This is a genomic window from Bordetella sp. BOR01 (assembly GCF_019218885.1).
In the GTDB taxonomy this organism is placed as follows: domain Bacteria; phylum Pseudomonadota; class Gammaproteobacteria; order Burkholderiales; family Burkholderiaceae_B; genus Bordetella_A.
Genome location: NZ_JAHUWT010000002.1, coordinates 248,831 through 262,661 on the forward strand (window position 1 = coordinate 248,831; position 13,831 = coordinate 262,661).

The 13,831-nt window shown below is 66.6% G+C and carries 13 protein-coding genes; 4 read left to right on the forward strand and 9 right to left on the reverse strand.

Annotated elements, in window-relative coordinates; all coding sequences use genetic code 11:
- Window positions 1-15 precede the first annotated feature (15 nt).
- The 4 genes from KW845_RS08950 to KW845_RS08965 form a co-directional block, all read right to left on the reverse strand.
- The gene (locus tag KW845_RS08950) at window positions 16-1,068 is read right to left on the reverse strand and encodes a hemin-degrading factor (protein WP_218368883.1); all 1,053 of its coding nucleotides are present in this window, start codon (window positions 1,066-1,068) and stop codon (window positions 16-18) included.
- A 70-nt stretch (window positions 1,069-1,138) separates the two neighbouring features.
- Window positions 1,139-3,745: a TonB-dependent receptor gene (locus KW845_RS08955; protein WP_218368884.1), complete on the reverse strand. Its 2,607-nt coding sequence runs from the start codon at window positions 3,743-3,745 to the stop codon at window positions 1,139-1,141.
- A 112-nt stretch (window positions 3,746-3,857) separates the two neighbouring features.
- On the reverse strand, window positions 3,858-4,844 hold the full coding sequence (locus KW845_RS08960; protein ID WP_218368885.1) for a FecR domain-containing protein: 987 nt from the start codon (window positions 4,842-4,844) through the stop codon (window positions 3,858-3,860).
- On the reverse strand, window positions 4,823-5,332 hold the full coding sequence (locus KW845_RS08965; protein WP_218368886.1) for a sigma-70 family RNA polymerase sigma factor: 510 nt from the start codon (window positions 5,330-5,332) through the stop codon (window positions 4,823-4,825). The genes KW845_RS08960 and KW845_RS08965 overlap by 22 nt, the downstream gene beginning before the upstream one ends.
- A gap of 126 nt (window positions 5,333-5,458) precedes the next feature.
- Between KW845_RS08965 and KW845_RS08970 the strand changes: the two genes are divergently transcribed.
- Window positions 5,459-6,376, forward strand: coding sequence for a LysR family transcriptional regulator (locus KW845_RS08970; protein WP_218368887.1), 918 nt, complete (start codon window positions 5,459-5,461; stop codon window positions 6,374-6,376).
- Between the two features lie 9 nt (window positions 6,377-6,385).
- Here KW845_RS08970 and KW845_RS08975 read toward each other — a convergent pair whose 3' ends face one another.
- From KW845_RS08975 to KW845_RS08985, 3 genes are all read right to left on the reverse strand, one after another.
- Window positions 6,386-7,309 (reverse strand): tripartite tricarboxylate transporter substrate binding protein, encoded by a 924-nt coding sequence (locus KW845_RS08975; protein WP_255592626.1) that lies wholly within the window; start codon window positions 7,307-7,309, stop codon window positions 6,386-6,388.
- A 112-nt stretch (window positions 7,310-7,421) separates the two neighbouring features.
- Window positions 7,422-8,513 carry a tartrate dehydrogenase gene (locus KW845_RS08980; RefSeq protein WP_218368889.1) on the reverse strand — a complete coding sequence of 364 codons (1,092 nt, stop codon included), beginning with the start codon at window positions 8,511-8,513 and terminating at the stop codon, window positions 7,422-7,424.
- Window positions 8,514-8,620: 107 nt separating this feature from the next.
- A complete protein-coding gene (locus tag KW845_RS08985; protein WP_218368890.1) occupies window positions 8,621-9,535 on the reverse strand; it encodes a LysR family transcriptional regulator in 915 nt (304 codons plus the stop codon).
- A 114-nt stretch (window positions 9,536-9,649) separates the two neighbouring features.
- Between KW845_RS08985 and KW845_RS08990 the strand changes: the two genes are divergently transcribed.
- From KW845_RS08990 to KW845_RS09000, 3 genes are all read left to right on the forward strand, one after another.
- A complete protein-coding gene (locus tag KW845_RS08990; RefSeq protein ID WP_218368891.1) occupies window positions 9,650-10,474 on the forward strand; it encodes a TauD/TfdA family dioxygenase in 825 nt (274 codons plus the stop codon).
- A gap of 67 nt (window positions 10,475-10,541) precedes the next feature.
- Window positions 10,542-11,522, forward strand: a complete 981-nt coding sequence (locus KW845_RS08995) for a tripartite tricarboxylate transporter substrate binding protein (RefSeq protein WP_218368892.1) — start codon at window positions 10,542-10,544, stop codon at window positions 11,520-11,522.
- Window positions 11,523-11,530: 8 nt separating this feature from the next.
- Entirely contained in the window at window positions 11,531-12,253 is a 723-nt protein-coding gene (locus KW845_RS09000; protein ID WP_218368893.1) for an SDR family oxidoreductase, read from the forward strand.
- Here KW845_RS09000 and KW845_RS09005 read toward each other — a convergent pair.
- Together KW845_RS09005 and KW845_RS09010 are read right to left on the reverse strand one after the other, a co-directional pair.
- The gene (locus tag KW845_RS09005) at window positions 12,195-13,103 is read right to left on the reverse strand and encodes an EamA family transporter (RefSeq protein WP_218368894.1); all 909 of its coding nucleotides are present in this window, start codon (window positions 13,101-13,103) and stop codon (window positions 12,195-12,197) included. The two genes, KW845_RS09000 and KW845_RS09005, sit on opposite strands and share 59 nt — an antisense overlap.
- Window positions 13,104-13,114: 11 nt before the next feature.
- Entirely contained in the window at window positions 13,115-13,732 is a 618-nt protein-coding gene (locus KW845_RS09010; protein ID WP_218368895.1) for a nitroreductase family protein, read from the reverse strand.
- Window positions 13,733-13,831: the final 99 nt, after the last annotated feature.

A 13,831-nucleotide genomic window follows, 5' to 3' on the forward strand; every position in this document is an offset into this window, starting at 1 on the left:
CCTCGGTGGCGGCCGTCAGGCGGCCAGTGGTTGCGGGCACAGGCTGCCCAGCAGGCGCCGCCATTCGGCCAGCTCGGGTTTGCCGGGCTTGCGCTCGCCGAAGAACTGCACGATCAGGTCGCCGCTGGCCGCATACAGTTCCAGCGACGTCACCCAGCCATCGCTGGTGGGCTTGCTGACCACCCAGGCCGAGGCTATGGCCTGCGTGTTCAGGTGCAGGTTGAAGCGCGGGTCCAGCACATTGAACCACGGGCCCGTGCGGCGCAGATTGGCCACCGGCCCGGTGTGGATCTGGATCATGCCGCGGTTGCCCACGAAGCACATGATCGAAAGACCCGATTCGGCCGCGGCCTGCAGCATGCGTTCGGCCGTGTCGGCCTCGACGCGCTGCGCCAGGTCGATGCCGGCCGCGTCCAGGGCCGCCAGCCGCGACACCTTGAACTTGCGCAGCATGGGGAAGAATTCATGCGTGTCCTGCATGGCCAGCCAGGCCGTGCGCAGGGCCTGCTGGTCGTCGACGGTACCGGCCTCGTCGCCGGCCGGCCAGGGCTGGGGCTCGGGCCAGGCGGGTTCGCCCGCAAAGCGCGCCACCAGCGCATCGTAGGCTGCCGCGTCGGTCGCATCGGTGCGGTATACCTTGTGTGCCGCCACGCCGGCGCGGTCGAAGAACTGCAGGCTGTGCCGGCCGTCGTGCTCGACGGCCCAGGCAGTATCCCAGCCGCTGAAGAACACGCGCAGGTCGATATCGGGGCCCAGCACCAGGCCCACCGGCCCTTCGGCCTGGATCGATTCATAGCGGCCATGCCGCTCGTGCACACACCATTCGTTGCGCGTCAGGGCCATCACTTCGCCCAGCGTGCCCAGTTCGCGAAAAATCGCCTGCGGCGATTCGGCGCCGGTCAGGGCGGTGGCGCGCACGCCGTTGCATTGCGCAGCCACCCATTGCGCTTCGGATACGCCCAGCGCCTGCGCCAGGTTGCGCGCGCGCTGGCCCGGCTGCGCCGCTGCCAGGGCGTCGTTGCGGGCGCGCAGCTCGGCGGCCAGTTCGGTATAAGAGGTATTGCTCATGGGGATTGCTCTCCTGTGTCCGGGCGCGGCGAACGGCCTTTCGACCCGGGCCGCAACATGCCGGCGCGGTTCAGTATTGATAGGTTAATGAAATGCGCACGCTGCGCCCAGGTTCGGTGTACCAGTCTACCGGACGAGGCAGCACCACTGCGCCTGCGGTGGGAACGTTGATGGCTTCCCAGTACTTCTTGTCGAGCAGGTTGAAGACGCCGGCGCGCACCTGCAGCCCCTTCACGGCGGCGGGTTTCCAATACGCCATCAAGTCCACCACGCCATAGCCCGGCGCGCGGAAGTCGGGGTTGGGTGCGTCGGCGGCCGCGTCGGGGTATTCGACTTTGTTGCGGCGCGTGGCGGTGGTCAGCATGGCGTCCACGCCCCAGCGATCGCGTTCGTAGCCCAGGCCCAGGATCGCCTTCAAGGGCGGTACGGAATTCAGGTATTGGCCGGTGCCCTGGTCCTTGCCCACTGTCCAGGCCAGCGAGCCCCAGGTGCGCCAGCCGGGCGCGAAGCGCCAGTGCGCCGAGGCCTCGGCGCCGTAGATACGCACCCGGGCGCGGTTGACCACGCCGGTTACGCCCAGGGGGTACTGTCCGGCCCAGCCGTCCTGCCATTGCGGCGAGTCCGGTCCCAGCGGCACCTGCTTGTCGATGAAGTCCTGGTAGCGCGTGTCGAAGAACGACAGCGCGCCGCCCAGTTGTTCGTTGCCCAGCCGCGCGCCCAGTTCCCAGCCGCGGCTGGATTCGGGTTTCAGGTACGGGTTGCCCACGCGCAAGTAAGTGCCGGGCCCGCCGTAGTTGGTGTAGAGCTCGGTGGCGCTGGGCGCCTTGTAGCCGTATGCGTACTGCGCATACAGCGTCACCTGCTCGCGCGCCTTCCAGGTGCCCAGCAGGCGCGGCGAGAACCGTCCGCCGCTGGACGACGGCGGCAGCCCGCCGGCATTCGGATTGCTGTCGTAGCTGTCGGTGGCCTGCGGCTTCTGCTCGTAATGGTCGTAGCGCAAGGCGGGCATCAGTGTGTAGCGCCCCTCGGCAAAGCCGATCTCGTTCTGCGCCCACACCGCCCACTGGCTGCCCTTGACGCGCGGCATGTCGGCCTGGTTGGTGTGCAGCATGTCGCAGGCGCGCGGTCCGAAGGGCGCCGGCAGGCCGGCGGGCACGTCGGGGCAGTTGTCGTAGCCGCCCGAATATTGTTCGGTGCGGTTGCCCATCCATTCGGCGCCCACGGTCCACAACTGCGACACGCTGCCGTCGACGCGGCGCGTGGCCTCGCCGTTCACGCCGAACAGGGTTTCCTGGATCGAGTTGTCGCGTCCGTAGGCGCCGCTGGGAAACCCATAGCGGAACGGGTCGCCGGGAATGATGGACGCGCGTGCATCCACGCTGCGCATCGCGTCCAGCCCCTTGTCCAGCCGCAGCCGCTGCCAGTACACCACCGCCCGTGCGGTATCGATGGGCCCGCCGGCGCGCGGCGCCTGGTATTCGTAGTCCAGCGACACCCGCTTGCGCTCGATGTTCTCGGTGGCGCTGTTCTCGCCTTCCAGGTAACTGGTGTCCGGCCCTTGCAGGTACTTGCTGTCGCTGTCCGAGTCGTAGCGGAACAACTCGCCCGTCAGGCCGAAGCGGTGGCCGCCGTCGATGCGCTGCTGCAGCTTCAGCAACACATTGCGCTGCGTATAGTCTTCGGGATCGGGCCGGCTGCGCGCGGGGCCGTAGCCGCCCTGGTCGGCGCGATTGTCCAGCTCGTGCCCCTTGCGGATGCCGGCCTGCAGCAGCCAAGTGGTGTTGGCTTGCAGGCGCCCGGCCAGCGCGGCGTTGGCGGCTCGGCTGGTGTCGGCCGAATCGTAGTCGCCCTTGAGCAGCGCGCCGAAGTCGCGCCCGTCGGGCAGCAGGTCGTCCGGATCCAGCGTGCGCAATTCGGCCGCGCCGCCCAGCGCGCCCGATCCCACCGAAGCCGAGTCGGTGCCGCGCACGATGTCCAGCCGCGACAGCGTATCGAAGCTCACGGCATTCAGGCCGCCCTTCACGCCGCGCGCGCCGTCGTCCAGCCAGGGCAGGCGAATGCCGTCGATGCGGGTGGCCACGCGGTCGCCGTCCACGCCACGGATATTGATGCTGTTGTTCTGCCGGTTGAAGTTCACGCCGGCATCCAGCCGCTTGCCCACGTCTTCCCAGTTGCGTACCTGCCTGCCGTCCAGTTCCTGCCGCGTGGTCGTGCTGGTCCAGGCCGGCTCGGTTCGCGGTGCCTCGGCCTCGACCATCACCGGCGCCAGTTGGGTCACGGCGGCTTCCTGGGGCAGCAGCACGTAGGCGCCATTGCCGCGTTCGCGCGCCGCCAGGCCGGTTCCGTCGAGCAGGCGGCGCAGCGCTTCCGGCACGGGATACGCGCCTTGCAGGCCGGCACTGTGCCGGCCGCGCACCGCGTCGGGCTGGAACAGCACCGTGATGCCCGCCTGGTCGGCAAAGCGGGCCAACGCCGCCCCCAGTTCGCCGGCCGGCACCTGGTAGGTGCGCAGCGGCGGGGCCGCCTGGGCGGTTTGTGCCCGCGCGGGGCCGGCCGCCATTCCCAGGCCGCCCATCAGGGCGATGGCCAGCATTGCGCCGCGTACGGCGGCAGCCAATGCCGTGCGTTGATGCAACGGATGCGGATCGTACCGGCGGGGGGCGTGTAGAGCAGGCATGGGGTTCCTGTCGGAAGGGGTCGTCGAGTGCAGGCAGCACGCTGCCTTTGTTCTCCATGACCCTTGGCGAAGAAGAACCGGACACGATGCGGTGAATTTTTTTTGGGGATGCTCAGGCCTGGTCCGCCGGACCCAGCGTCACCCAGTACGCTGTCCGGTATTGCACCTGTACCGGTAGCAAGGCGGGCAGCGCCTGCAGGATGCCGTCGGTGTTGTCCAACTGGAAGGCACCCGATATGCGCAATGCCGCCACGGCGGGATCGCAGCGCACCAGGCCGGGGCGGTAGCGTGCCAATTCGGCCGCGAACGCGTCCAGCCTCATCGCATCGGCATGCAGCACGCCCCGCAGCCAGTCCGGGCCGCGTGGATCCGACTGGCGCCAGGGGTACACGGCGCCGGCGTCGAACGTGGCTTGCTGGGCCGGGCCCAGCCATGCGGCCGGCGCATCCGGCTGTGCCGGCCGCAGTTCCACCTGGCCCGATGCCACGTCCACCCGGCAGCGCTGCGATTCCAGGCGCACGGCAAACTGCGCGGCATCGCGCACATGGATCGACCCCAGCCGGGTCTGCACCTGCAGGGGCGGGCCGGCCGGCCTGGCGGTTTCGACATAGATCTCGCCTTCGCGCAGCCACAGCGCGTGCGTGGCATCGCTGAATTCCGCGTCGACGGCCGTGGACGTGTTCAGCAGCAGCCGCGACCCATCGGCCAGGCGTAGTTCGCGCCGTTCGCCGGCGGCGGTGCGGTAATCGGCCCGCCAGCGTGTCATGGGCGCCGACTGCCAGGCGGTCCAGGCCACCGGGGGCGCCACGATCAGCGCCACCATGGCCTTCAGCACCGCCCGGCGCGGCTTGTCGGTGGCACGGCCCAGGGCCGCCATGCCCACCGCCGGCGGCACCAGGCCGAACGCGCGGTTCAGCGACTGGGCGCGCTGCCAGGCGCGTTCATGTTCCGCATCGCTGGCGCGCCAGCGATCGCAGGCACGTACATCCGCGGCGGTGGCGTGGCCCGACCCCAGCCGCATCAGCCAGCGCGCGGCCTGGCGCGCCACGCCGCGATCCACCGGCGGCTCGGCCTGCCCTAGGACGTTGCCAGAATGCATTGCTCGTAGCCCTGCACGATGTAGCGTTGCACGGTGCGCACCGACACATTCAGCCGTTGCGCGATGTCTTCATAGGGCATCCGTTCCAGTTGCGCCAGCAGGAAAGCCTCGCGTACCCGCTGCGGCAGGGCGTGCAGCACGGCGTCGATCTCGTGCAGGGCTTCCAGGATCAGCAACCGTTGCTCGGGCGATGGCGCGCGCGGCTCGGGCAGGGCCGCCAGGGCTTCCAGGTAGGCCTGTTCCAGCGAGCGGCGCCGGTAGTGGTTCAGCAGCAGGCGCTTGGCGATGGTGGTCAGGTAGGCGCGCGGCTCGCGCACCATGGCCAGTTCGGCGCGGTGGCGCAGCACCCGCACGAACGTGTCCTGCACCAAGTCGGCCGCATCGCAGGCATTGCCCAGCTTGCGCCGCAGCCAGCCATCCAGCCAGCCGTGATGGTCGCGATACAGGCCGTGTACGGCGTCCTGGGGCGCCGGCAGGGAGGTCGACATGAGGCCTATTCAGTAATGAAAATGAAAACCACTCTCATTCTAAATAAATTGAGCAGAGATGCAACCTCTGTTTGCGCCGGGCTTTGGGCTACCATGGCCGCCATCCCCCGCAAGATGCCAAATGCCATGGGCCAGTCCCAAGAATTGCAATTGCTGGTTGAACTGGTGCGCGCGGGCAGCTTTTCGGCGGCCGCGCGTGAAATGGGCGTGACGACGGCCGCGGTCAGCAAGCGGCTGGCACAGATCGAAGGCCGCCTGGGCGTGCGCCTGCTCAACCGCAATACCCGCCGCATCAGTCTCACGGCCGAAGGCGAGCTGTACCTGGAAAATGCGCGCCGCATTCTGGACGATATCGAGCACCTGGACCAACTCATGGCCAGCCGCCAGGCGCAGCCGCGCGGGCGCCTGAAAGTCAATGCGCCGCTGGGATTCGGGCGCAGCTATATTGCGCCGGCCATCGCCTTGTTCGCGCGCCGCTGCCCGGAAGTGCAGGTGCAATTGCAACTGACCGACGCGCCGGTGGACTTCGTGCAAGACGCCTTCGACGTGGCGATCCGCTTTGGCGATATTCCCGATACCCAGTTGATCGCCCGGCGCATCGCGCCCAACAGGCGGCTGGTATGCGCCTCACCCGATTACCTGAAAGTCCATGGCTACCCGCAGGTGCCGCAAGACCTGGCGCGCCACCAGTGCATCGTGCTGCGCCAGAACGACGATACGTACGGCTTGTGGCGCTTCACCCAGGGCAACCACAGCGAGACGGTCAAGGTACGGGGGCTGCTCAGCAGCAACGACGGCGAAGTCACGCTGACCTGGGGCCTGGCCGGCTTGGGCATCCTGCAACGCGCCGAGTGGGATCTGGCGCGCTATGTGCGGTCGGGCCGGCTGGAATTGCTGTTGCAAGACTACGCGCTACCGCCGGCCGACATCCACGCCGTATTCCCCGAACGCAACCACCTGTCGGCCAAGGTGCGCGTGTTCATCGATTTCCTGGTCGATTACTTCCAGGACAGGCGGCAAGGCGGCGCCGACGCCGCCTGGTAGCCGCCGGGTTCAGTTGATCGCCACGTTGGCCTGTTTCACCAGCTTGGCGTAGCGCCCGGTATCGTCCTTGATCTGCTGCGCCATGTGCGCGCTGCTGTCGCCCACCGGCACCGCGCCGATCTCGGCCATGCGCTGGCCGAACCCGGGCGACTTGATGATCTTCACCATTTCCGCGTTCAGGCGCGCCACCACTTCGGGCGGCGTGGCGGCCGGCGCCAGCACGCCGAACCAGGTGCCCATATTGAAGCCCTTCAGTCCGGATTCCTGCAAAGTGGGCACGTCGGGCAAGGCGGCCGAGCGCTGGTCGGTGGTGACCGCCAGGGCCCGCAGCTTGCCCGACTTGATGTGCGGCAGCACGGGCGTGATGGTGTCGAACGACATATCGATCTGGCCGCCCAGCAGGTCGGTGGTCAGCGGGCCGCTGCCCTTGTAGGGCACGTGCAGCAGCGTGACGCCGCCCAGGTCCTGGAACTGCGCGCCGATCAAGTGCTGCGCCGTGCCCATGCCGTTGGATCCGAAGGTCAGCTTGCCCGGCGTCTTGCGCGCCAGCGCCAGCAGCTCTTGCACGTTGCGGGCCGGCACCTTGGGATTCACCACCAGGATGTTCGGCACCAGCGCCACCGTGGTGACGGGCGCGAAATCTTTCTGGAAGTCGTATTTCAAGCCCTGGTACACACTGGTGGCGATGGTGTGGTGCACCGCGCCCATCAGCAGCGTATAACCGTCGGGCCGGGCCTTGGACACATAGTCGGCGCCCAGCGTGGCGCCCGCGCCGGGCTTGTTTTCCACCACCACCGGCTGGCCCAGGCTCTTGGCCAGCTCATCCCCCAGCGCGCGCGCCAGCGCGTCGGTGGTGCCACCGGCCGGAAACGGCACCACCAGGCTGACCGGCCGGGTCGGGTACGGCTGCGCCGCCGCGCCTGCCGCCAGCATGATGCCCGTGGCGCACAGCACGCCGGTCAGCGCGCCGCGCAGGCTGTTCTTCGCAAGTTTCATGATGTCTCCTCTTTCTTATTGATGAATGGCGCGTCAGGGCAAGGCAGGCTCAGGCCGCGCGTGCCTGGCCCGCCGCCTCTTGCAGGTAGCGGCAAACCGCTAGCGTGACCTGCGCGGTAGTCGCCTTGCCGCCCAGGTCGCCCGTATGCAGCGCCGGATCGGCCGTCACGTTTTCCACGGCCTGCATCATGCGCGCCGCCGCCTGGTGTTCACCCAGGTGTTCCAGCAGCATCACCACCGACCAGAATGTGCCGATGGGGTTCGCCAGGCCCTTGCCCATGATGTCGAAGGCCGAGCCATGGATCGGTTCGAACATCGACGGATAGCGCCGTTCCGGATCGATATTGCCAGTGGGCGCGATGCCCAGGCTGCCAGCCAGCGCCGCGGCCAGGTCGCTCAGGATGTCGGCGTGCAGGTTGGTGGCCACGATGGTGTCCAGCGAGGCGGGGCGGTTGACCATCCGCGCCGTGGCGGCGTCTACCAGTTCCTTGTCCCAGTGCACATCGGGAAACTCGCGGCTGATCTCCAGCGCGATCTCGTCCCACATCACCATCGCGTGGCGCTGGGCATTCGACTTGGTGATCACCGTCAGTTGCTTGCGCGGGCGCGACTGTGCCAGGCGGAACGCGAAACGCAGAATGCGTTCGACGCCGGCGCGCGTCATCATGGACACGTCGGTGGCGGCTTCGATCGGTTGCCCCTGGTGCACGCGCCCGCCCACGCCGGAATATTCGCCTTCCGAGTTCTCGCGCACGATCACCCAATCCAGCTGTCCGGGCTCGCAGCGCTTCAGCGGCCCGTCGATACCGGGCAGGATGCGTGTGGGCCGCACATTGGCATATTGGTCCAGGCCCTGGCAGATCTTCAGCCGCAAGCCCCACAGGGTGATGTGGTCGGCGATGTCCGGGTCGCCCGCCGAGCCGAACAAGATGGCGTCCTTGTCGCGCAGGCTGTCCAGCCCATCGGCCGGCATCATCACGCCATGGCGGCGGTAATAATCGCCGCCCCAATCAAAATCGTGGAACTCGAAGGTGAACGAGCCGTCGGCCTCGGCCAGCACCTGCATGGCCTGGCGGCCCGCGGGGATGACTTCCTTGCCGATGCCGTCGCCCGGAATGGTTGCGATGCGGTATGTCTTCATATGCCCGACTCCTGGCCGGCGACCGTCGCCGGCTTGCTTGTCGGGCACTGTAACCAGCGCATCGCCGCGCAGGCGCGCGGCCGATTCAAAGCATCTTTAACTTCAGGTTAACGCCCGTCCGCGTTGTGGCGCCCGTCGGCGAAGTGCGCCTGGCAGATCCTGACGAATTCGGCCACCGGCGGCGAGGCCTTGTCTTCGCGCCAGGCCAGGCCTACGGACAATTCTGGCGAAGGCTCGCGAAACGGCCGGTAGGTCACGCCTGCCAGTTGCAGCGCCATTTGCGTACGGGGTACCGGCGCGAACCCGCGCCCGGCGGCAACCAGCGCCAACGCGGCATGCATGGTCTTCACCTCGAAACGATCGGAGGGGTTCACCGAATACTGGTGAAAAAAATCCCGGAACAGGCTTTGCGTGCTGCGACGATGGTCATGGCTGGGATAGCCGATCATGCTGCGCCCGCCCAGGTCCCGTACCGACAGGGCTTTCTTGCGGGCAATGTCCCATGCGGTGGGTACCGCCACGGCGTAGCACTCCGAGAACAACCGTTGCGTACGCAGCGACGGATGATAGATAGGCTCGCGCACCAGGCCGATATCGATTGCGCCTTCCAGCAGCTTGCCTTTCTGTTCAGTGGTCGAGTATTCGACCAGATGAACGCGGTGGGCGGGGTGGCGCGAGAAATAGCTGCGCAGCAACCCAGGCAGGAAGGTATAGGTATGCGCATGCAAGATGCCCAGCGTAAGCGACTCGATGTCCTGCTGGCGCGAGGCATTGACGATTTCCTGGCAGCGATCGGTATCGTGAAGAATGGCGCGTGCGTGCTTGAGCAGTGCTTCGCCTTCCACGGTCAGGCTTACTGAACGCGTCGTGCGAAACAGCAGCCTGGCATTCAAGGCGGTTTCCAGTGCCTGGATATGCTCGCTCAAGGGCGGTTGGCTGATGCCCAGCCGATTCGCGGCACGCCCGAAGTGGGCTTCTTCGGCCACCGCCACGAAATATCGCAGGCGTTTCAAGTCGATCATTATTCTATTTTTACCTATCAATAACAGATTAAAACTGTATTAGACATTAATAATACCTGGCTCCTACACTGGCCCGGCCACAACAAGATTCGCATACGGACTCAGGAGAGAGGCATGGAAGTACGCAAACTGACCGGCGTCATTGGCGCCGAGTTGCTCAATGTCGATTTGTCGCGCGATTTGCCCGACGCGCAGATTGCCGCCATCAGGCAGGCATTGCTGGATCACCAGGTCATTTTCTTTCGCGAACAGACCCTGCCCCCCGAACAGCACATCGCATTTGCCCGCCGCTTCGGCGAAATCAGCATGACGCCGGTGTACCGCACATTGGACGACTACCCCGAGATCATGCCGGTGGTGAAAGAGCCCACCGACCAGGACATCATCGGCGACACCTGGCACACCGACGAAACCTACCATCCCACGCCGCCGCTGGGCTCGATCCTGTATGGCCGTGAAATACCGGATGTGGGCGGCGATACATTGTGGGCGAACATGTATCGCGCCTATGACACGCTGTCCGATGGCCTGAAAGCCAAGCTGGAAAACCTGCGCGCCGTGCATTCCAATGACTTCTTGTCGGCCAACTCGAAGATACGCAACAGCACTCGCTCGACCAAGCTGCGCGAAGACGTTGGTTCGATCGCCAGCGTGCATCCGGTCGTGCGTACCCATGAAGAAACCGGCCGCAAATGCCTGTTCGTGAATCATCCCTTCACGTATTCGTTCGAGAACATGACGCGCGAAGAAAGCCTGCCGCTGCTGCAGTTCTTGTACCAGCACAGTGCCAAACCGGAGAACACCTGCCGGTTCCGCTGGCGCGAGGGCTCAATGGCGTTCTGGGACAACCGCTGCACGATGCATTACGCCATCAACGACTATCCGGGGCGCCGCCGCGCCATGCATCGCATTACCATCCAGGGCGCCGTCCCTGCCTGACCGCGTCAGCCGCGCGCGACCGAACAGCGGCCATACCCATAATCAAAACGCACCAGGGAGAGAAGACATGTTCAGAAGATTCGCCATCTTTTGCGGACTGGCCGTGGCCATGCAGGCTGCGGGTCCCGCCGCCGCGCAGGGCAGTTCCTGGCCCGCCCGCCCCGTAACCTGGATCGTCGGCTACGCCGCCGGCGGCACGACGGACATCATTGCACGCACGCTGGCCCAGGCGCTCAGCGAACAGACGGGGCAGACCTTCGTGGTAGAGAACCGTACCGGCGCCAACAGCAACATCGGCGCAGAGATCGTCACCCGCGCGGCCCCCGATGGCTATACGTTCTATGTCGGTTCGACCGCCAACGCCATCAACCGCACGCTCTACAAGCATTTGAACTACGACGTGGTGAAGGACTTCGCCAGCGTGGCGCTGCTGGGCACGGTGCCGAACCTGCTGGTGGTCAACCCCGCGTTGCCCGTCAAGAGCGTGCAGGACTACATCGAGTATGCCAAGGCCAACCCCGGCAAGCTGACCTGTGCGTCATCGGGCACGGGCTCGGCCATCCATATGTCGTGCGAACTCTTCAAGCTGCAAACAGGGACCAACATCCTGCACGTGCCCTATCGCGGCAGCGGGCCGGCCATGACCGACCTGCTGGGCGGCCAGGTCGATTCCATCTTCGACAACATGCCTACCGTGTTGCCCAACGTACAGGCCGGCAAGCTGCGCGCGCTGGGTGTCACCACGGCAGACCGGTCGCCGTCGGCGCCCGATATTCCCACGCTGGCTGAGTCTGGCCTGCCTGATTTCTCGGTGCAGTCGTGGTTTGGCCTGTTCGCCCCTGCCGCCACCGACGCGGCCATCGTGCAGCAGATGAACCAGGCGGTGAACAAGGCATTGGCCAGCGACACGGTGCGCAAGGTGTTCGACCAGCGCGGCGTGGCGCTGCCCAAGCCGCCCAATGCGGCGCCGGCCTTTGCCGGCTTCGTGCGCGGCGAAGTCGAAAAATGGGCTGGCGTGGTCAAGCAGTCGGGCGCGCAAGTCGAATGAAGGCCACCATGAACCCCCGCGTGACCTTGATCACCGGTTCAAGCCGTGGCATCGGCCTGGCCGCCGCCCAGCGCCTGGCGGCCGACGGCCATCATGTCATTGGCCTGGCCCGTAGCGCGCCCGCGGCAGGTTTCCCGGGCGATTTCTTCCAGGTCGACCTGGCGGATGCCGCCGCTACAGCCGATGTGCTGGCCAGCATCGCCGCCCAGTTCCCGGTCGATAGCATCGTCAACAATGCGGGCTTGACCACGTCGCATACCTTGCAGGAAACCCGGCCCGACGAGTTGGACCGCCTGTTGGCGGTGAACCTGCGCGCACCCATGCAGTGCGTGCAGGCTTGCCTGCCGGCAATGATCCAGAGCGGGCAGGGCAGCATCGTCAATATCGCGAGCCGGGCAGCGCTGGGCATGCCGCGTCGCACTGCTTATGCCGGGGCCAAGAGCGGCTTGCTGGGGTTCACGCGGACTTGGGCGCTCGAACTGGGTGTGCACGGCATCACGGTCAATGCCGTAGCGCCCGGCCCGGTGCTGACCGAGCTGTATCGCAACAACAATCCCATGAGCGCGCAGCAGCGGCAAGAACTCGAGCAGCGCATTCCGCTCAGGCGCCTGGGCCAGCCCGAAGACATCGCGGGAACCATCGCCTTCTTCTTGTCGGGCGACGCGCACTTCGTCACGGGGCAGGTTCTGTATGCCTGCGGGGGCCTGTCGGTGGGGGTGGCGCCGCTATAGGCGTGCCGGCCTGCACGCGCTGCACCAGCCATACGCTGCCTATCACGATGGCCATGCCGGCCAGTTGCAGGGCGTTCAAGTGTTGTCCGAGCAGGCTCCAGCCCAGCACCACCGCGGTCACCGGGCTCAGGAAACCCAGCGAGGCCACCACCGCCGGGCCCAGCCGTGCCAGCCCGCGGAACCACAACGCATAAGTGAAGGCGCCGCCTATCACCGCCAAGTAAACAAGGCCGCCCAGGTTGGCTGCTGTCAGTGTCGGCAGCGGCGGCTCCAGCCATGCCACGAAGGGCACCAGCACCAGGCCGCCCGCCGTCAGTTGCCAGCCCGCGAAAGTCAGGGCCGGCACCGGTGGTTGCCAGCGGCGGCTGAGCACCGTGCCCAAGGCCATGGCCATCGCGCCTATCAGTCCGGCAGCGATGCCGATCGGGTCCAGGGCTGCGTCGGGTGTCAGCACCAGCAGCGCCACGCCGCCGATGCCCGCCAACGCGGCGATCACAGACAGCCCGCGTACCGGCGCGCCCAGCAGCAACCGGGCCAGGCCGATCACGATCAGTGTCTGGATCGCGCCCAGGGTGGCCGCCACGCCGCCAGGCAACCGGTATGCCGTAACGAACAGCATGGCCCAGAACAGCGAAAAATTCAGCGCGCCCAGCAAGAAACTGCGCGCCCACCAGATTCCGTGGGGCAGCCGGCGAGCCCACAGCAGCAACAGGATGCCGGCCGGCAGGGCGCGCAGCATGGCGACTGTCAGCGGGTAGCCGGCCGGCAGCAGCCCCGTCGTCACAATATAAGTACTGCCCCAGATGGCCGGGGCCAGGGCGGTGGCAAGCACATCCGCGCCGCGATTCAAGGGGGGAATCCTCAAGCCAGTTCCAGTACCTGGCTGACCGGGCGGCGCGGTTTTTGCGGCCAATTGCCTGCGGCCGCACGGCCCATCGCCACCAGCATCACCGGCACTTCGTCGGCGGCCAGGCCGAACTCGCGCGCCACGCCTTTTGCATCGAAGCCGCTCATGGGGCAAGACGCCAATTCCAGCGCCTGCCCGGCCAGCATCAGGGTCGACGCCCCCAGCGCGGCGCTGCGCACCGCTTCGTCACGTTGTTGCCAGGGCTGGTCTTCGTACAGGCCTCGCGCTGCGCTTTCCCATGCCGGCACCATCCGGGCTGGCATGAAACCCGCCTGCACCGATGGCGCCAGGCGCTGGGCCAATGCATCGTGCCGCGCCAGTACGCCCACCACCACGAATGTCACCGCGGCATCGGCCACTTTTGCCTGGCCCCAGGCCAGGTCGCGCAAGCGAGCCTTGGCGGCCGGCGTATGTACGGCGATAAAGCGCCAGTTCTGCAGATTGAAGGCAGTGGGCGCACGCGTGGCCAACTCGGCCAGCCGCTCGAGCTGGGCCGGCGCGATCCGGTGCGCCGGGTCGAAGTAATTGGCCGAGGTGCGTTGTTCTATAGCGGCGATCAGTGCGTTTTCCATCAGGTCTGCTCTTGTTCGACGGGGAAGGGGGTACGGCAACGTCATGGTGGTGAGTATTGCCGTTGGTCCGATTTTTTTGACTGCTCTGATACAAGCGTA

Coding starts and splice junctions, on each gene's coding strand:
- KW845_RS08950 (WP_218368883.1), bottom strand. CDS start 1,068: ATGAGCAATACCTCTTATACCGAACTGGCCGCCGAGCTGCGCGCCCGC.
- KW845_RS08955 (WP_218368884.1), bottom strand. CDS start 3,745: ATGCCTGCTCTACACGCCCCCCGCCGGTACGATCCGCATCCGTTGCAT.
- KW845_RS08960 (WP_218368885.1), bottom strand. CDS start 4,844: ATGCATTCTGGCAACGTCCTAGGGCAGGCCGAGCCGCCGGTGGATCGC.
- KW845_RS08965 (WP_218368886.1), bottom strand. CDS start 5,332: ATGTCGACCTCCCTGCCGGCGCCCCAGGACGCCGTACACGGCCTGTAT.
- KW845_RS08970 (WP_218368887.1), top strand. CDS start 5,459: ATGGGCCAGTCCCAAGAATTGCAATTGCTGGTTGAACTGGTGCGCGCG.
- KW845_RS08975 (WP_255592626.1), bottom strand. CDS start 7,309: ATGCTGGCGGCAGGCGCGGCGGCGCAGCCGTACCCGACCCGGCCGGTC.
- KW845_RS08980 (WP_218368889.1), bottom strand. CDS start 8,513: ATGAAGACATACCGCATCGCAACCATTCCGGGCGACGGCATCGGCAAG.
- KW845_RS08985 (WP_218368890.1), bottom strand. CDS start 9,535: ATGATCGACTTGAAACGCCTGCGATATTTCGTGGCGGTGGCCGAAGAA.
- KW845_RS08990 (WP_218368891.1), top strand. CDS start 9,650: ATGGAAGTACGCAAACTGACCGGCGTCATTGGCGCCGAGTTGCTCAAT.
- KW845_RS08995 (WP_218368892.1), top strand. CDS start 10,542: ATGTTCAGAAGATTCGCCATCTTTTGCGGACTGGCCGTGGCCATGCAG.
- KW845_RS09000 (WP_218368893.1), top strand. CDS start 11,531: ATGAACCCCCGCGTGACCTTGATCACCGGTTCAAGCCGTGGCATCGGC.
- KW845_RS09010 (WP_218368895.1), bottom strand. CDS start 13,732: ATGGAAAACGCACTGATCGCCGCTATAGAACAACGCACCTCGGCCAAT.